Consider the following 18,318-nt stretch of genomic DNA (forward strand, 5'->3'; position numbering starts at 1 on the left):
GAGGCGGCAAGTCGCTTTTTTCGTTGGTCGGATTTCTGATAGATTAGTGGGCCTTGAATCCACACCGGCATCGTCTTGCATGCTACGAAGCGTCAAGCGGACTTGCCCCCCCTCCCCGCCCCAAAAGTGATCCCCTCCCAATGCGCCACACCCAGTTGCTCACACCATTGACTCATTTCCTTTTCGCAGGATTGATACTCATTGGAGGATTGGCTCCAAACGCTAATTCTCGCGTTGCCGCCGCCGAACCTGCCACACCACCATTGAAGGCCCTCCTCATTGATGGGCAAAACAACCATCAATGGAAAGAGACCACACCCCTAATTGTTGAGATTCTCGAATCCGGCAATTTCGCCGACGTGACGATCGCGACCACCCCCGGAAAAGGCGGCGACCTCTCGACGTTTTCGCCGAATTTCTCCGACTACGATGTCGTCGTTTCAAACTACAACGGCGAACCCTGGAGTGCGGAAACCCAACAGGCGTTTGAAAAATACATGACCGAGGGCGGCGGATTCGTCAGCGTCCACGCCGCCGATAATTCGTTCCCCGCGTGGGAAGCCTACAACCGCATGATCGGTGTCGGTGGATGGGGCGGGCGCAACGAAAAAGACGGCCCATACGTTCGATGGAAAGAAGACATACAAAAGTTCACTCGTGACATGTCCAAGGGTGGCGGCGGAACACACGGCAGCCGAGTCCCGTTCCAAATCGTCGTGCGTAACGCTGACCATCCGATCACCCAAGGGCTGCCCCGATCGTTCATGCAAGTCGTTGACGAATTGTACGGACGGCTCCGCGGCCCGGCCGAAAACATGGAAGTCCTCGCGACCGCGTACAGCGATCCCGCCACACGCGGAACCGGCGAACACGAACCGATTCTGATGACGATTCAATTCGGTCAGGGACGCGTCTTTCATAGCACACTCGGACACGATGTCGCCGCGATGAACGGGCTCGCCTTTCAAACGACACTCCGCCGGGGCACCGCCTGGGCCGCAACGGGCGAAGTCAACCTTCCCGCCGTTGATGGCCAAGTGCTGACGTCGAACGAAGCTGCCTCGGGCGACCCCGCCGCGGCATCCGACGTCGAATCGAAACCCTCGGCGGTCGCCGCCTCAGCCGCTCTCGATGCCCCGCCAAAACTCGATGGCGACGGATGGAAATCGCTCTTCGACGGCAAATCACTAACAGGTTGGACACAGAAAAACGGCACCGCGTCCTACCGTGTTGAAGAAGGCGTGATTGTAGGAAAGACCGCCGTGGGCAGCCCGAACTCGTTCCTGTGCTCAGACGAAAACTACAAAGACTTCGAATTGACCTTTGAAGTGAACGTGGACGATGGGCTCAACAGCGGTGTCCAAATTCGCTCGCAAACACGTGACGAAGGTGGACGCGTTTACGGACCGCAAGTCGAAATCGAATCGGCACCGGGCGAGTCGGGTTACATCTACGGCGAAGCCACCGGACGCGGCTGGATCACGAAAGAACAGCCGATCAAAGACGCCTATCAAAATGGCGAATTTAATCGTTACCGCGTGCGTGCGATCGGTGACCGCATTCAAACCTGGATCAACGACACAAAGATCGCCGACATCGTCGATCCTGAATCATCCAGCGAAGGGTTCATCGGCCTGCAGGTCCACGGAATCGGAAAGAACCAAGGTCCGTTCGAAGTCCGATGGCGCGACATTCGCGTTCGTCCGATTCAGAATTAGGACTTTAGTTCACGCACGAAGTCAAACCTCGGCGATCCTTTGCCGAGGCGATCACAGCGGAAGAACTCGGCCACGTAACGCACGATCTTCCGCTGTTCAGGGACCTTGAAACGATCGCCCTTCTGCAACACCGGACGGTCTTCCTGCATCTCACCGAATTGCTCCGTCCCTGCCGCTTGGCAGGGATACCAACACCCTGAATCGTTACCTCCGCCGTCGCGTTCGAGATAAAACTCGGGGTAACAGTGCCCGGGGATCCAAACCATTCTCGCGGGGATCTTCGCGTTCCGACACAACGCGACGAACAGACTCGTCATGTCTTCGCAGTCGCCCTTGCCATCCTTCAACGCATCCGATGCGTTCCGGATCGGCCCCTCGGTGTACGTCACCTCTTCGCGAACACGATCGTAGATCCGGCGAACGGTGACCCACGCGGATTCGCCTTCCTGCGTTTCGGTAGCGAGCTGCCGAGAGAGAGCACGGATCTGTCCGTTCGTCGTATCGATCATCGGACTGCTGCCCATGTACGACCGCATCTCACGCCCGACACGAGGCGGGATGACGAGTGAATCCGTTTCCGCCGGCGCGATGATGTTCCGTTTATCAATGCGGTAGTTCAACAACACGTTGAGCGAACTGTTGGCCGTCATCCGGGCGATCCCCACGACGACCTGACGGGCGCCGCCAGGCAGATCACGGACCTGCATCTGCGAGATTTGACCCGACACATCTCGCGTGCCGATCGTGACCGTTTGCTCGGGCCAATCCATCGGGATCGGGAACGTGGCGAGCCCGTTAGTGAACGTGACCGGCGTGTCTAATTTGATTCCGAACTGCCAATCAAATGACTTCGACTCACTGTACGTCGGCTCGTGCGGTTTTTGGTCCGTTTCCGCCTCGGCGGCCGCCGAGCCGGTTTGTGCGAGCACTCCGTTTGGATTCAGCAAAGCAGCAACCATCGTGCCTCCGGATGCCGCGAGCCATTGGCGACGAGAAAACGATGCAGCAACCATACGAGCGAACTCCCCTGAAAGAACCACACCTTCGAAAAGGCGAAACTGGATTCGATAGTGCAAACCAACATCGAGCTTAGTCAGCCGGTTTGCACCGGTCCAGAAAACGCGACACCAGCCCCCACGCGAACACGTCGCCCCTAACGATTGTAGGAGTCAGAACACTCCTACTCCTCCAAACCCCCGATTCACAAGTCCCACCCAAAGAACGAGTCGGGAAAACGAGCCCCCATCGAACAAACGTCCGCACATCCCCATCCATCCGGCATCGACCGCGAAGCGGTCCAACAACAAAGCCCGGGGGCGCGCAGCGCACCCCGGAAAACGAACACGAATCACGCGTGAACCCCAACGGGGTTCAACATCAGCGCGAATGATGCCGGCGGTCGATGTTCAACCCCGTTGGGCTTGGTTGACGATTACGACGAGAAACCCAGGGAGCGCTGCGCGACCCTGGGCTGTGTTGATACACGCCTTCGGCGTGCCTGTATCGTCGTCTTCCTTTTCACGTTGCCTGAAACGGCCTCTGCCCAACCGCTGGAGGGCGTCGCCGTGGACGGCAACGGAAATGAAATCGGAACGACCGCGAAACGGTCCAACAACAAAACCCGGGGGGTCGCGCAGCGCCCCCCGGGAAACGGTCACGAATCACGCGTGAACCCCAACGGGGTTCAACATCAGTCCCAAACATACCGCTCGTCAATTTCAACACCATACTTCGCACACAAACGGCGAAACTCAATCTGAAAGGATTCCTTCCGATGATGTTCGCCTTGGTTTTCAATGTACTTCGTCAATGCGGCGATATGCGAAGGACTCACCGAAAATGCTCCGTAACCAGTTTGCCAGTAAAAGTTTTTGATCGACAAGTCCTTCTTAACCCATTCTGACGAATCGGACTTCAGATTGCGGGCCAGCTTCGCAATCTCAATCGTCTTTCCAAGTCGACAAAGCAGATGAACATGATCCTCCACACCACCGATCACGATCGCCGGAGAGTTTTGATTCTTGCAAATCCCCGACAAGTACGCATGCAGACGTTCGCGTTGGACGTCTGATTTTAAAAACGGTTTTCGGCCTTTGGTCGAAAACACAATGTGAACGTATATCTGAACAAGAGATTGTCCCATGAATGCATCCCCAGTGTGTTCCGGAAGGGTTCAACCCCGCTGGGGTTGGCGTGTATTGTTACACCTTCTACCCAGGGTGCGCTACGCGACCCCTGGGCTTTGTTGTGAAACGCCTTCAGCGTCGGTTGTTCGACGACCGCAACGCGGTTCAACATCAAAACCTGGGGTCGCACAGCGAACCCCAGAACACCTCGAAGACCGCAACGCGGTCTAACATCATAGCCTGGAGTCGCCAAGCGAACCCCAGGACACCGATCCCAATCACGCGCGAACCCCAACGGGGTTCAACAATCATGGTATCGATCGCGTCGGTTGCTCGACGACCGCAACGCGGTCCAACATCATAGCCTGGGGTCGCGAAGCGAACCCCAGGACACAAATCCCAACCACGTGCGAACCCCAACGGGGTTCAACAATCATGATATCGATCGCGTCAGTTGCTCGACGACCGCAACGCGGTCCAACATCACAGCCTGGGGTCGCAAAGCGAACCCCAGGACACCAATCCCAACCACGCGCGAACCCCAACCGGGTTCAACAATCATGATATCGATCTCGTCGGATGTTCGACGACCGCAACGCGGTCCAACATCATAGCCTGGGGTCGCGAAGCGAACCCCAGGACACCAATCCCAACCACGCGCGAACCCCAACGGGGTTCAACAATCATGGTATCGATCGCGTCGGATGTTCGACGACCGCAACGCGGTCCAACATCAAAACCTGGGGTCGCAAAGCGAACCCCAGAACACCAATCCCAATCACGCGCGAACCCCAACGGGGTTCAACAATCATGATATCGATCGCGTCGGATGTTCGACGACCGCAACGCGGTCCAACATCACAGCCTGGGGTCGCAAAGCGAACCCCAGGACACCAATCCCAACCACGCGTGAACCCCAACGGGGTTCAACAAACATGATATCGATCGCATTGGATGTTCGCCCCCATTAAGGTCGGTGAATGACGACGGACCGATAACCGAAATGCGCTGCGTGTGTCGCCTCAACCGCGACATTCCCTCAACCACGTTGCAACGAAAAACCGCACCTCGTCGCTGGCAAACCTTCGGTTTCCCTCGTGTTCTTTGAGATCGAGCGTCTTATTCGGCGAGCAAATAAACATCGTTCGTGACACTCCGTACGTACCAATGCAAAACGGCGTTCCTTGATCGGGAACGCCGTGGATGCTTTGGCTGGAAACCGTGAGTCTTAGGCGACCGGTTTTTTCATGAATTTCGTTTCGGCAGCGATGTCGCTGTCGTCCGGGGTTGCGTCGCTGTCGACGTCGAACCATTCCTCTTCGAACTTCATGAATCCACTCTCACCCCGGTTCGCTCGCTTAAGCGCGACGTTGGTTCCCAGTGCGATCACTGCATCGCCCATGGCGACGGCGGGGTAACAACGTGGTTTGTTCTCGCCATCCGGGTTACGGATGCAGTAGGCCCAGTGCTCGATCTCTTCTTGGTACCCGCGACTGACAGGTCCCGACGATGCGGCCTGAGCAACCGGTGCGGAGAAGTCGCCCGATGCGGACGTATCCAACGCGTAACCACCTGCCTTCTTGGCAACGCCTGCTTTACTGCTCGTGTCGCTGCCGCGGTAGAGATAAACGTCGGTTTCCTTGTCCATGACGAGGGTCCCCTTGGATCCCATCACGACTTCGCCCCAACCGCCAAACCCGTTGCCGTTGATCGACGAGTAGGTCACAACGACCTTCTTGTTCGGGTCGGTTTCGTAACCGGCGACCGGATCGATTTGCTCATAACCGCCTTTGACCTTCTTCGACTTCGGATAGTTCTCAACCCGGTCGTAGTAGCCGACGTCGAACGACGGTGCGTACTCAGGGCCAGGGAACTCATACATGCAGTAGACGTGATCGCCGACTTCGCGATCCACGGGCATGATGTGGCGTCCACCGACCGCATGCACGGTGAGTGGGTGTACCTTTTTGCCGTCATCCCGCAGCGAGCTGAGGAAAATACTGACAGCGTCGAGTTGGTGCGAACCGAGTTCCGCCATCAGCCCCGCTCCGGTGCGTTGGAACAGGCGCCAGCGGTGCAGTTCCTCTGCGGCGGTAAACAATTTGTCGCCGACGGAGAAGTCAGTGTATCCGAATTCTTTCGGATCGATGCTCTTGTCCGAGTCCCACGCTTGCCACAACGCAATCTCGTTCTTGAGGCGGGTTTGCTCAACGGGATCGCGAGTTTCCTTCAACGCTCTCTTGCGATACTCGATGTCTTTGGCGATTCGGTCAAATCGCTCGGAACCGATCATCTCTCCGCCGGGAATCGGCATCGACCAACTGTCGCCACCGGGCAAGTTTCCGCGGTGCCACTGAGCACGAATGTGGTGCAATTGGCCGAGCAGTCCCCAACGGATCAGGTTGACGGCGTTTTCATACTTCACGTTGTAGTGACGCTGGTGCCCCGTCGCCAAATGGATCGGGTTCCCGTTCTTGTCCTTCAGTTCACCTGCCATTCGCGCCATGACTTTGCACTGGGCCACGTTGTGGGCCATCAGTTTCTCAGTCAGCACGTGCAGACCACGTTCCATCGCGAGCGCGGCAACCGGGGCGTGCAACCACAACGGCAACGCGATAATGACCGCTTCGATATCGGGATGATCGAGGCATTCCATGATGCCGCCGTTGCTGCCGTCGTAAACCTTGACGTTACGACGTGCTTCGGCTTCGTCTTTGTATCCGGCAACACTGATCAGACCGGGGCGACGCTTCAACGCCGATGAACTCGACCAATCGCCATGGAAGGCGCGGTGTTGGCTGTAGGGGCGGATGTCGCAGATTGCTTTGACGTCGACGTACTCGGGATTGCAACCGCCGATCAACACGTTGCCCTCGTCACCGGTACCAATGACCGCCACGCGGACGGGATCATTGACTTTGCCGTACCCGAAGTAGGCGGCCCCGACGCCTGCACCACCGGCGGCTCCGGCAGCGACAACGCCACGCAGGAAGTCACGTCGATTGACATCGTAATAGCTGCCGACGGCGTTGTAGTAGTTTGATTCGCCAACGTCACGTTGGTCTTTGGAGAGTTTATCAACCATCGCAGTGAGATTCCCGTCGGGGGTGATGCTTAGAGGTGAGTGAGTTTTTTGAAGAAAGAGTCGAGCCGGAACAGTTGCCCAAAACTCAACCGGTGAGCCAGACGAACGCTTAACGCGTCACTTCGTCGGAACCGCAGACTTTTCGAACAATCAGATGGAGAAAGAAGTCCAGCCCCGCGAAACGTCCCGCGCCGGTCGCGGCCAGAACGAAGCAAGCCAAACTTTCAATCAACTGATAATTCGACGAACCAGGCCCGGTCGTTGGTGGGAACTGACTCAAAAATACCGAAAACAGGAACACGCCCAGGGCGAGCGATGCCACCGAAGTGAACAGCCCAAGGATCAAGCACCACCCCAAGGCGATATCGAAATAAGGGATGATCACATCGATCAGACTGGTGTCCATCATCGCAAGGCGAGGCCGCACCAGTCGGTACGGAGGATGACGGGCAATCTGTTCGTCCGTGGCGATCTGATTTTGAGCGGTCTCGTAATTTTCCCAAATCATGTCGATCTGGTCCAACGTCGGCGAGATCAGTTTTGTGAGTTCGCGGCGAACGGTTTCCCGCTGACCACCGAGGGAACTCACGCCGTCGCGGACGGGGTCGGAGTCGAGTTTCTCGACGCGGCCGACACCGAGTTGAAACTCTTCGATCTCGTTCGCGTTGAGTTCGGTGACGTATTCGTATTGCTCGACGGCCTCGGCGTAATTTCGCTGCGCCTCAGCGTTCTGCTCTTCACTGAAACCATAATGTTCGCCGATCGCGTCCCGGTACGTCGCCCAGACGACCTGCGTTTGTTTCATGTCCAAACGCATCGCACCGTCGTAGTCCCACACCATCTTGCGAAATTCACCCGCAAAAGGCCCGGTTGCGTTGGCGAAAAAGGGTTTCGCGGTCCAATCGCCTTGATGATATTTTTCAGTCCCTTCGCTGAGGAAGTGATAACCAATCGTGATCCGCAGGATCACCAGCATGACGATTGCGATGTGCCCAAGAATTCTTGGCGACAGCCCGTAACCGACAGCCAAACGAAGCGGGAGAAGCAGAATTTTGGCCACTAAGAAGGGCTCCAGAAGTGGTTGAGGCGGGATCAGTTGCTGCTGCAGTGACGCGGAATAGTATGGCAGGTGACTTTCCGTTCGCCAACCGTCGTCGAAGAAAAACCATCGACCTGCGACAATTCACCAAATCGTCGCTCGCTGCACGACGCGAAACGTCAAAATTCGCGGCCCACGGAAACCGCGAAACGCATTTCGCAAATGATTAACATCTGACGCACGAACGGCCATCATAATTACCGTCCCCGGACCCGTGCGTTTAGGCGTCCGTTTCAGGATCAAATTCAAGACTCAGCCCGCGAGAAAATTCGACACGCGATCCAACCCGGGAGCAACGCATCGCGAGATCGCCGAGTGAGAAGCAGGTGCCCCAGATGGCGAGGCAGCAGATTGACGCGATCGACGGTCGCGGGATGCGGGCCGATTCCTGCTGGCCAAATCCGCGTCAACCAGCGCGAACCGGACCGATGTGTTCCGTATAACTTGTCCACATGCGAGATACGCTAGAAAAGGCAGACACGAGAGTAGCCCCCTCATCTTGACAGCTATCAAACAGTATCGTGTGCCTATGTTGCCCGAATTGTCCCCCATGCCTGAGGTAATTCCTATGAAATTCGCTCCAATGCGACCACTTTCGATCCTACTCGCGTCGGCTTGCCTTTTCGCGGTGCCAACGATCGTGGTCGGTGACGAAACCGCCACGGCCGAGCCTGCCACCGATGCCAAGTCGGAGACGATCAACGTCTTCGATTCGGGAACGCTCGTCGTGCCAGCGGAATTTAAACGCGCCCCCAAAGCGAACAACATCATCGAGCACGAATTCCAGGCGAGTGCCGGCGAAGGCGATGAAGCCGAAACCGCGCGGCTCACCATGATGCCCGCCAGCGGCGGCGTCAAAGCGAACATCGATCGCTGGATCGGCCAATTCAGTGGCTCGGACCGAAAAACCGTCGGTCCGAAAGAAACCCAGAGTGGCGGCTGGACCGTTCACGTCGTCGAGGTTTCAGGACAATACGCAACACGTATGGGTGGCGGCCCCTTTGCCGGTGGACGCATGGTTCGTAACGATGGGTACGCCATGCTGGGTGCGATCTTGGTCGAACCCGAAGGCGACTCACCTCGCCGCCGTCAATACTTCGTCAAGATGATCGGCCCGGAGTCGGTGATCAAAGCCAATGGCGAATCGTTTAAGAAAATGGTCACTTCCGTCGGTCAGTAACGTCAGCTCGCGTGAATACTCAAACCTTTTTAGAACACCACGGCATCGTTCGGAATCCTTTCGCAGAGGAAGACGCACAGACCGACCCGGTGTTCAAACAACACTGCATCCGGAACGCCTACCATCCCGCGTGGGACAAGGTTTACGGTGACCCGACTGAACCGGCGACCGCAATCATCTTTGGGCCCAAGGGCTCAGGGAAAACCGCGATGCGCCTGCAAGTCGACCGGCACCTGATCCAGTTCAACGAACAGAATCCGGACAAACGCGTCTACATCCTGCGTTACGACGACTTCAACCCGTTCCTCGATCACTTCTGTGAACGATTGGGCAAACGAGCGGCACGCAAGCCGGAGAAAGCACTCGACGCGTGGCGACTATGGGATCACATGGATTCGATCATGTGCATCGGCGTGACCGAACTGGTTGATCAAGTCTTAGCCGACGACGTCGATTTCCGCCCACGCAACGACGACGGAAATCGCATTGATCCGGAGCGAATCTCCAAACTCGATCGAAACGACGCCCGCGACTTGCTGTTGCTCGCGGCGTGTTACGACCAATCCACGTCATCGACCTTCACCGGCCGTTTCGCGCAACTGCGACAACGGCTCAGCTACCACAATTGGACCGCGTCGCTCGACTTCTATTTTGCGATCGTTTGGGCAATCGTGGTGACCGGCGTGATCGGATGGCTGTTTTTGAATTCGGCGGACGAAGACGGCGTGCGGACCTGGAATCTGTTGTGGCTGATTCCGATCCTCGTCTTTTTTGGCAAACTGCCGTATCTGATCCGTTGGGTCAAAAATCAATTCGCCGCCGCCGGCATTCACCGGCACATGCGAGTCGGAAAACGAGAAACCGGCGCCGTTCGCAAGGTCCTCATGCAGTTCCCATCGAAGGAACTCGAGAGCCAGCCGATGCCACGATACGACCGAACCGACGACCGCTACGAGTTGTTGCGGAAGTTCCAGGGCGTGCTCTCACGACTCGGCTTCGACGGGATGATCGTCCTAATGGACCGCGTTGACGAACCGCATATGACCGGGGGCAAACCGGAATTGATGCGCCGATTCGTTTGGCCGATGCTCGACAACAAATTGCTCAAACATCCCGGTCTGGGCTTCAAGATGATGTTGCCTGAGGAACTGTACCGCGACACCGAACGCGAAACGCGAGAATTCCACGAACGGGCTCGACTGGACAAACAGAACGTGATTCCCGCGTTTCAGTGGACAGGCGAATCGCTCTACGACCTCACTCGGGCTCGGATGCAGGCGTGTGCGGCGGACGGAAAATCGCCGGAACCGAAAGACCTGTTTGACGACTCGTTATCGTACGAAAAGATGCTCGTCAATTTTGAATCGCTGCGTGTTCCCCGGCATTTATTCCGGTTTCTCTACCGCGTGGTGTCTGAACACTGCAACCATTTCACCGACTCCGCACCGCAATTCAAAATCGACAAATCGACTTTTGAGACATCCCTCGCGGTCTACGTCCGGGAAATGAGCAGGGAATGAACAATAACCATTCCCGCAAATTATTAAAAAAGATACGATTAGGGTAATTTTGACGGTCACCAACGCTCGATAAAATCCCTCGAGTCCCTACAATCGCGCCCGATGGCGGTTTTGGGGCTTTGTAACCCCTGTGAAACGGGTTTCCGATGACTTCCGGTGACCGACGGACCCCGAATCTCCCCATCCATTAACCGGCGGTGGGATTCCACGAAACGCCGTAGTGTCGCGCTCGAACCGATCTGACTGCGAAACTCGCCTCACGGGCGAATCGCGTCCATCATCAACCCATTCGACGACCTCTGCACCTCCGCCGCTTACTCTACAGCCCTCTCCGCTCTTTCCATGATTGATACCAGCACTCCTCCTGCCACTTCCAAGACTGTCGAAACCGTCGCTGGCATCACCGTGCGTTTGTGCGGCGACTCGGGCGACGGGATGCAATTGCTCGGCACTCAGTTGACGAACACTTCGGCACTCGCCGGAAATGACGTGGCGACTTTCCCCGACTTCCCTGCGGAAATTCGGGCACCACGCGGAACCCGGGCCGGCGTTTCAGGTTTCCAAGTTCAATTCGCGAGCACTGAGATCTTCACCCCCGGTGACACCCTCGACGCGCTCGTGGTCATGAACCCGGCGGCGATGGTGACGAACATCAGCGACCTTCGCAAAGGCGGCATCCTGATCGCCAACGAAGACGGCTTCAACGAGAAAGAATACAAGCTTGCGAAAGTGGAAAGCAATCCACTCGACGCGGACGTGATCGAGCAATCCTACCGCGTCGTCCGAGTCAACATGACTCAAATGACACGTGACGCAGTGAGCGAATTCGGCTTGAGCACCAAGTTCGCCGATCGCTGCAAGAACTTCTTCGCGATGGGTCTCGTTTATTGGTTGTTTGGTCGCTCGCTCGATCCAACGTTGCGGTTCATCGAAGAGAAGTTCTCGAAGAAACCGGACATCATGAATGCCAATATCGCGGCACTCCGTTCGGGATGGGCATATGGCGAAACCACCGAAGTATTCGGTGAAAGCTACCAAGTCGAAGCGGCGAAATTAGAACCGGGAACCTACCGCAACATCATGGGCAACCAAGCCCTCGCGTGGGGCCTGATCGCCGCATCGCAGGTCAGCAACAAAGACCTGTTCTACGGCACTTACCCGATCACACCTGCCTCGGACATTTTGCACGAACTGACCAAGTACAAACAGTTCGGTGTTCGCACGTTCCAAGCCGAAGACGAGATCGCCGCTGTCTGCGCCACAATCGGCGCCGCATTCGGTGGCACCATGGCGGTCACCGCGAGCAGCGGCCCCGGCATCGCACTCAAGGGCGAAGCGATGGGCCTCGGCGTGATGCTCGAACTGCCGATGATCATCATCAACGTCCAACGTGGCGGACCGAGCACCGGGTTGCCAACCAAGACTGAACAGAGCGACCTTTTGCAGGTGATGTTCGGTCGTAACGGCGAAGCACCGATGCCCGTGCTCGCACCGCGTTCACCCGGCGACTGTTTCGCGATGGCCGTCGAAGCATGGCGAATCGCGACCGAGTGCATGGTCCCCGTGATGCTGTTGTCGGACGGTTACATCGCCAACGGTAGCGAACCGTGGAAAATTCCTGAGATGAAGGATTTGCCCGAAATCAAATGCTCACACCCTGTGGCGAGCGAATCGGGTGAACCGTTCTTGCCGTACTCCCGCGATGAAAACCTAGCTCGGCCTTGGGCGATTCCCGGTACTCCCGAATTGATGCACCGCCTCGGCGGCCTCGAAAAGGAAGACGGAACCGGAAACGTTTCCTACGATCCGGACAACCACCAACACATGGTCGAAACCCGTGCGGCGAAAGTCGCCAAGATTGCCGAACGGATTCCGGAACAGGACGTCTTCGGCGCGACCTCCGGCGACGTGCTCGTCGTTTCGTGGGGCGGAACTTACGGTGCCTGCCTGACCGCGGTCGCACGGTGCCGTGACGCCGGACACGATGTCAGCCACGCTCACATCCGTTACATGAACCCGATGCCATCGAACATCGGCACGCTGCTTCGATCGTTCCGGACGGTGATCGTTCCCGAACTCAACACCGGGCAACTTCGCATGCTCTTGCGTGCAGAATACCTCGTGGACTGTATCGGGATTAACAAAGTCCAAGGCAAGCCGTTCGCGGTTACCGAGTTGGTCGACGCGATCACGCATCACGCCACGACTCTTCGTCAAACCAAAGCAGGATGATGTGAGGCCGGAAACAACGCACCCGCTCGATACCCGAGCCCGTGCGTTTGAGCCGAGCCCATTCGACGATTGTCGATGCGGCGGCCAATGTTTCCTCCCTGAACGTCACCAATTTCCCTTCACCCATCGTCCTCAGCCCTCAGTTCTCACCTCATGAATCTTCCTGTCCTGAAAGCTGCTGATTTCGCTTCCGATCAAGACGTCCGCTGGTGCCCCGGCTGCGGCGACTACTCGATTCTCGCACAGATGAAAAAGGTATTGCCCGAACTGGGCTTTCCTCGCGAGAAGACCGTCTTCATCAGCGGCATCGGTTGCAGCAGCCGATTCCCGTACTACATGAACACCTACGGGATGCACAGCATACACGGCCGAGCACCGACTTTCGCGACGGGTCTGAAATCGACCCGTCCGGAACTGATGGTGTGGGTCATCACCGGCGACGGCGACGCCCTGTCGATCGGTGGAAACCACTTCATCCACTGCCTGCGACGGAACCTGGACGTCAACATCGTTCTGTTTAACAACCGCATCTATGGTTTGACCAAAGGTCAGTACAGTCCGACGAGCGTCGAGGGTCAGATCACCAAGAGCACGCCGATGGGTGCAATCGATCACCCACTCAGCCCACTGTCGGTGGCACTCGCTGCGGAAGCCACGTTTGTCGCCCGCAGCATCGACGCCCACGTCAAACACCTCGGCGAAACGTTGAAAGCCGCTGCGGCCCACAAGGGCACCTCGCTCGTTGAGGTTTATCAGAACTGCAACGTGTTCAACGACGGCGCGATGGCGTACGCCCAAGAGAAAAAACAACGTGTCGAAAACGTTGTCGAACTCGAACACGGCAAGCCGTTGATCTTCGGCGCCAAAGGCGAGAAAGCGATCCGCCTGACCGGCAACCACCTCGAGGTCGTCAACACCGCCGACGTTCCTGCCGACGACTTGTTGATCCACGATGCTCACGATCCGAACCCCGCGATCCAAATGATGCTCGCGAGAATGCGGTATCCCGAAATGCCCGAACCGATCGGCGTGTTGCGTGCCGTCGAGGGTGTGGCCACGTACAACGATCAGATCAACGAACAGGTCACTGCCGCCAAGGCGAAAAAAGGCGAAGGGGACCTGATGGCACTCTTCAACTCTGGCGACACCTGGCAGGTTGCCTGAAGCCGCCGTGAGTGACGAGCGGTTCGTTCGGAGCAATAGCCTCGCTACCGCGCCCGGACCGCCAGACGACTCTAACGTTATCACCAACGCATATCCCCATCCAAGCAAGAAGCTATCGCTGGCAAGCTAGAAGCGAATCGCTGGCAAGCTCAGTGCTCACTAGGAGAAATCTCATGGCTCGTGGAACGACCTTCAACAACATCACTCGCACGATCGGTGACACGCCGATGGTGCAAATCAATCGCCTCGTCCCCGCCGGCGGCGCGACCGTGTTTGCGAAGTGTGAGTTCTTCCAACCGCTCAACAGCGTCAAGGACCGGATCGGCGTCGCCATGATCGAAGCCGGTGAGCGTGACGGGCACATCAACGCCAACACCCACATCATCGAACCGACCAGCGGAAATACAGGGATCGCATTGGCATTCGTTTGTGCCGCCAAAGGCTACAAGCTCACGCTGACAATGCCCGAATCCATGTCGGTCGAACGACGTGCGTTGCTGCGAGCGATGGGCGCGAACCTCGTCCTGACGCCCGCCGGTGACGGCATGAAAGGCGCCATCGATACCGCGCAGAACCTGGTCGACAAAACCGACAACGCGTTCATGCCGCAACAGTTCGAAAACCCTGCCAACCCAGCCATTCACGAAGCCACCACCGGGCCTGAGATTTGGGCCGACAGCGACCACAAGATCGACGCCATCGTTGCCGGAGTCGGAACCGGCGGCACGATCACCGGAACCGCTCGCTTCCTCAAGAAGCAAAATCCGGACTTCAAAGCGTTCGCCGTTGAACCAACGCACTCACCCGTCATCAGCGGCGGATCGCCCGGCAAGCACCGTATCCAGGGCATCGGAGCCGGGTTCATCCCCGGAAACCTGGACACGTCCATCATCGACGACGTCGTTCAAATCGATGACGAAGACGCCTTCACCTGGGGCCGTCGACTGGCCAAAGAAGAAGGCATCGTCGCGGGGATCAGCAGCGGAGCCAACATGTGCGCGGCCGCTCAAATCGCCGCACGCCCCGAAATGAAGGGCAAACGGATCGTCACCATCATGTGCAGCCTCGGCGAACGATACCTCAGCACCCCGCTGTTCGGCGACCTCGGCCTGTAAGCGAACTCGGCCTGTAGGCGACCTAGCGGCCTGCAATCACACCCAGCCCGCGGACAATTTTCCCGGGCTAATGAACAGCCTCCCGGGTGAATCTCCCCCCGGTCCTTAGGCGTGATTCAGACGCCAGCGATCTGGCTCATGCACGCGGCCCATTCGCCGGCGCGCGGTCGTGTTAGAATAGCGGTTCACCCCGCTGACTTTCCGAACCTGCTGGCTCGCCTGATTAGGCTGCACTCTTGAACCGTCGATACCAAACCCTCGCCGACTATGTTGCGATCGGGCTGGCGCCGCTGCTCATCTTTTGGATGCTGAACAGCCTCGCCGGTTTCCTGATGCTGGTGCTCTACCAAGGCAACTATCCACAACGGGTGATGTGGACCTTGTTTTGGTACACGATGGGCGCTACCGCGCTCGCCCGTGTCACGATCGAAGAAAGTCGCAGCTACTCGTCCGTTTACGCGACGGCATTGGGCGCGGCCACGTTCTTCGTCATGCTGCGGTTCCTGGGAGATCCCATTTTCTCCGCCGCCGTGATCATGACGATCGGCTATCTCGCGGACCGCATCGTTCATGACTGCACGATCGTCGATGACGGTGTCGACAGCAGCGGACAGGGCCTCGTCGATAGCGCACGGAAATGGTTCGAGCGTCTACGTTCGCCTCGTGACAATCAGGCGTCGCCTCCCCAAACAAAAACAGACGCACCTAAAAAGCAGATCGGCCTGCAGGGACACCAACCCGGGCGCACCGTCTTGTACCTCGCCCTCGGTGCGTTGCCGCTGTTTGGGATCGGCCAGTTTTTCCTGCGTGACAACCCCGGTTCGTGGGACAGCGCCCGTTGGCAACTCGCGTCGTATCTGTTTGCCAGCCTTTCGCTGTTGGTGGTGACGTCGTTCCTCAATCTTCGCCGCTATCTTCGCCAACGAAACACAGAAATGCCTGGCCAAGTGACGGCCGCGTGGCTTCTCGGCGGGATCGGTTTGATCTTGCTCGTTTTAATGCTCGCGATCTTGGCTCCGCTGCCAGGCCAAGCGATCGTCTCCTTCCAAATGCCCGATTTCCTAACCAGCTCGAACCCGACCTCGGCGAGCCGATTCGGGTGGGGCGACGAAGGTGCGGACCAACCCGGAGAAGGAGGCGAAGCCAAAGCCGCGCCGCGACCGGACGCCAAAACACCATCCGATGCACCGGAGTCGGCGACGCGAACACAAGCCGGCGCGCCTCCCGGAGGCGATTCGGGCAAACGCGATGACGGCCCCGTCGGCAAAGAGTCCGGAGGAAAGAAGGCGAGCGAAAAGTCCAACGACGAGTCCGGAAAAACAAAATCAGACGGCTCCCAACCAAAGGACAATGGCGACGGAAAGAAGAGCGACGGGCAGAAGCCGAACACAGAGAACAACGGCTCAAAGTCCCCTGACGCTAAACCACCGGAGAACCAAGCACCGAAATCAGAGCCCTCCGCCCCCCAATCACCCGATCGCCCAAACCCCGACAACAACCAATCACCCAAACGTGATCCGCCTCCGTCCGGTGAATCCGACTCGCAACAAAACCAGCCGGATCAAACCGAGCAATCTCAACCAGAGTCTGGCGAGCAAGACGAGCGTTCATCCGAGCAAAATGACGACACGTCATCCGACGCAAACGACAAAAAACCGGAGTCGCAGGAAGCACCTCCCAACCAGTCTCCTGCCGAAAACAGCCCGCCCCCATCGGATGAATCCGCCGAGTCACCTTCACAAGCACCGGCCCCCGAGCCCGCCTCCTCAACCGATTGGTCGGGATTACTCGCGGGATTTACCGGGCTGATGAAATTCTTAATCATCGCAGCGTTATTCGCCATCGTTGCGGTCTACGTTTACCTCAATCGCGACGCGTTGATGGCTTGGTTCAACAACCTGTTCGGTGCCTCCGATTCAACGACGGGCACAACACCGACTCGCGCGCCGACGAAAGAACCGCCTCAACCGCGAAGACCGTTTTCGTCTTTTGAAAATCCGGTCGGCAACGCCGATGCGGGACAAGTCGTGGTGCTGACCTTCCAAGCCCTCGAAGCGTGGGGCCGCGAACAAGGCGTCTCCCGAACCGAAGACGAAACACCGAGCGAATACACCCGACGGCTGGTGTCCCAATTTCCGAATCTTCAGCAATCCGCGATCCGTGTCGTCGACGCTTACAATCGTGTCGTCTACGGCCGGGCGATGGCGGGGCGTGATGACGTGACGGCGGCATCGTCGGTTTGGCAGATCATGCGTCCTCAATTGTGATCCGAGACAAGCGTAATCATGTGCAACCGTTTCCATGTCCGCACCAACTTGCATGACATCTGCAGCCATCTCGATGCTCAGGCAAAATTTGATTTCGATGTCCCCGAAGAAGTCTTCCCACTCGCGAAGGCACCCGTGTTGGCGATCAATCGTGACGGCATGAGAGAGGTCCGGCCGATGACGTTCGGCATGGGAGGTGAATCGGGTAAAGGCGGCGGAGCGAAATACATGCTCAACAACACCCGCATCGAATCACGAACCAAGTGGCCCTGGAAAACACCGTTTGAGAAGTATCGATGCGTTGTACCGATGACCTCATTCCGCGAACCGTGCTATTGGGGTGAAACGGCGGGCACCGAATCGAGCTTTCTACCCACCGACGACAAACTGCTTCTCGCAGCGGCGATCTTCTCATTCAAGCAAGCCGAAAACGAAGAACCGGAACTCTCGATGAGCCTAATCATGCGACCGGCACTCCCCTACGTGATGGAACACGGTCATCACCGTTCGCCGTTTTTCCTGCATCGCGACGGACTCGACGAATGGATGGACCGCAAACCTCGTCCCGCTGACCAGTCGCTCGCGGTGCTGCGTGAATTCGCCTATGAACCGTCGCTCACTCACCAGGTCGATCGCGAGATGGCCGCCTCATGGGTGAAACGCAAAAACGCCAACCTAAAGAAACGTGACGAACAACTCGCGGACATCGAAAAGACCGGGCCGCTCGGGTTTGAGACTTAAATGCGCGAACTCCAGCAGTTCGCGACTGAGTCCACCCCGCGACTGAATCCACGACGCGACTGAATCCCTGC

General features: G+C 57.6%; 12 protein-coding genes. 8 read left to right on the top strand and 4 right to left on the bottom strand.

Features of this window, described 5'->3' with window-relative positions; translation table 11 throughout:
* The first annotated feature begins 140 nt into the window (after positions 1–140).
* Positions 141–1,718: a family 16 glycoside hydrolase gene (locus tag FHS27_RS11380; protein WP_246419560.1), complete on the top strand. Its 1,578-nt coding sequence runs from the start codon at positions 141–143 to the stop codon at positions 1,716–1,718.
* Here the strand turns inward: FHS27_RS11380 and FHS27_RS11385 are convergent.
* From FHS27_RS11385 to FHS27_RS11400, 4 genes are all read right to left on the bottom strand, one after another.
* Positions 1,715–2,731, bottom strand: coding sequence for a transglutaminase-like domain-containing protein (locus FHS27_RS11385; protein WP_184305078.1), 1,017 nt, complete (start codon positions 2,729–2,731; stop codon positions 1,715–1,717). The two genes, FHS27_RS11380 and FHS27_RS11385, sit on opposite strands and share 4 nt — an antisense overlap.
* A 677-nt stretch (positions 2,732–3,408) precedes the next feature.
* Complete coding sequence (gene tnpA, locus FHS27_RS11390; RefSeq protein ID WP_184305079.1) at positions 3,409–3,861, bottom strand: IS200/IS605 family transposase; 453 nt, start codon at positions 3,859–3,861, stop codon at positions 3,409–3,411.
* Between the two features lie 1,211 nt (positions 3,862–5,072).
* Positions 5,073–6,929: a Gfo/Idh/MocA family protein gene (locus FHS27_RS11395; RefSeq protein ID WP_184305080.1), complete on the bottom strand. Its 1,857-nt coding sequence runs from the start codon at positions 6,927–6,929 to the stop codon at positions 5,073–5,075.
* Positions 6,930–7,038: 109 nt separating this feature from the next.
* The gene (locus FHS27_RS11400; protein WP_184305081.1) at positions 7,039–7,989 is read right to left on the bottom strand and encodes a DoxX family protein; all 951 of its coding nucleotides are present in this window, start codon (positions 7,987–7,989) and stop codon (positions 7,039–7,041) included.
* Between the two features lie 607 nt (positions 7,990–8,596).
* Here FHS27_RS11400 and FHS27_RS11405 point away from each other — a divergent pair.
* From FHS27_RS11405 to FHS27_RS11435, 7 genes are all read left to right on the top strand, one after another.
* Entirely contained in the window at positions 8,597–9,208 is a 612-nt protein-coding gene (locus FHS27_RS11405) for a gluconolactonase (protein WP_246419563.1), read from the top strand.
* Positions 9,209–9,219: 11 nt separating this feature from the next.
* Positions 9,220–10,728 (top strand): hypothetical protein, encoded by a 1,509-nt coding sequence (locus tag FHS27_RS11410; protein WP_184305082.1) that lies wholly within the window; start codon positions 9,220–9,222, stop codon positions 10,726–10,728.
* Positions 10,729–11,070: 342 nt separating this feature from the next.
* The gene (locus tag FHS27_RS11415; RefSeq protein WP_184305083.1) at positions 11,071–12,960 is read left to right on the top strand and encodes a 2-oxoacid:acceptor oxidoreductase subunit alpha; all 1,890 of its coding nucleotides are present in this window, start codon (positions 11,071–11,073) and stop codon (positions 12,958–12,960) included.
* Positions 12,961–13,113: 153 nt separating this feature from the next.
* Positions 13,114–14,124, top strand: coding sequence for a 2-oxoacid:ferredoxin oxidoreductase subunit beta (locus FHS27_RS11420; RefSeq protein WP_009102952.1), 1,011 nt, complete (start codon positions 13,114–13,116; stop codon positions 14,122–14,124).
* 173 nt (positions 14,125–14,297) lie between these two features.
* Complete coding sequence (gene cysK / locus FHS27_RS11425; RefSeq protein WP_009102950.1) at positions 14,298–15,239, top strand: cysteine synthase A; 942 nt, start codon at positions 14,298–14,300, stop codon at positions 15,237–15,239.
* 236 nt (positions 15,240–15,475) lie between these two features.
* Positions 15,476–17,506 carry a DUF4129 domain-containing protein gene (locus FHS27_RS11430; protein ID WP_184305084.1) on the top strand — a complete coding sequence of 677 codons (2,031 nt, stop codon included), beginning with the start codon at positions 15,476–15,478 and terminating at the stop codon, positions 17,504–17,506.
* An 18-nt stretch (positions 17,507–17,524) separates the two neighbouring features.
* Positions 17,525–18,247, top strand: coding sequence for an SOS response-associated peptidase family protein (locus tag FHS27_RS11435; RefSeq protein WP_184305085.1), 723 nt, complete (start codon positions 17,525–17,527; stop codon positions 18,245–18,247).
* Positions 18,248–18,318 lie beyond the last annotated feature (71 nt).

The organism is Aporhodopirellula rubra (assembly GCF_014192335.1).
Taxonomy (GTDB): Bacteria; Planctomycetota; Planctomycetia; order Pirellulales; family Pirellulaceae; genus Rhodopirellula; species Rhodopirellula rubra.

What these genes read in the sequence shown, in the direction of transcription:
- FHS27_RS11380 (WP_246419560.1), top strand. Translation starts at nt 141, where the DNA reads ATGCGCCACACCCAGTTGCTCACACCATTGACTCATTTCCTTTTCGCA.
- FHS27_RS11385 (WP_184305078.1), bottom strand. Translation starts at nt 2,731, where the DNA reads ATGGTTGCTGCATCGTTTTCTCGTCGCCAATGGCTCGCGGCATCCGGA.
- tnpA (WP_184305079.1), bottom strand. Translation starts at nt 3,861, where the DNA reads ATGGGACAATCTCTTGTTCAGATATACGTTCACATTGTGTTTTCGACC.
- FHS27_RS11395 (WP_184305080.1), bottom strand. Translation starts at nt 6,929, where the DNA reads ATGGTTGATAAACTCTCCAAAGACCAACGTGACGTTGGCGAATCAAAC.
- FHS27_RS11405 (WP_246419563.1), top strand. Translation starts at nt 8,597, where the DNA reads ATGAAATTCGCTCCAATGCGACCACTTTCGATCCTACTCGCGTCGGCT.
- FHS27_RS11415 (WP_184305083.1), top strand. Translation starts at nt 11,071, where the DNA reads ATGATTGATACCAGCACTCCTCCTGCCACTTCCAAGACTGTCGAAACC.
- FHS27_RS11420 (WP_009102952.1), top strand. Translation starts at nt 13,114, where the DNA reads ATGAATCTTCCTGTCCTGAAAGCTGCTGATTTCGCTTCCGATCAAGAC.
- cysK (WP_009102950.1), top strand. Translation starts at nt 14,298, where the DNA reads ATGGCTCGTGGAACGACCTTCAACAACATCACTCGCACGATCGGTGAC.
- FHS27_RS11435 (WP_184305085.1), top strand. Translation starts at nt 17,525, where the DNA reads ATGTGCAACCGTTTCCATGTCCGCACCAACTTGCATGACATCTGCAGC.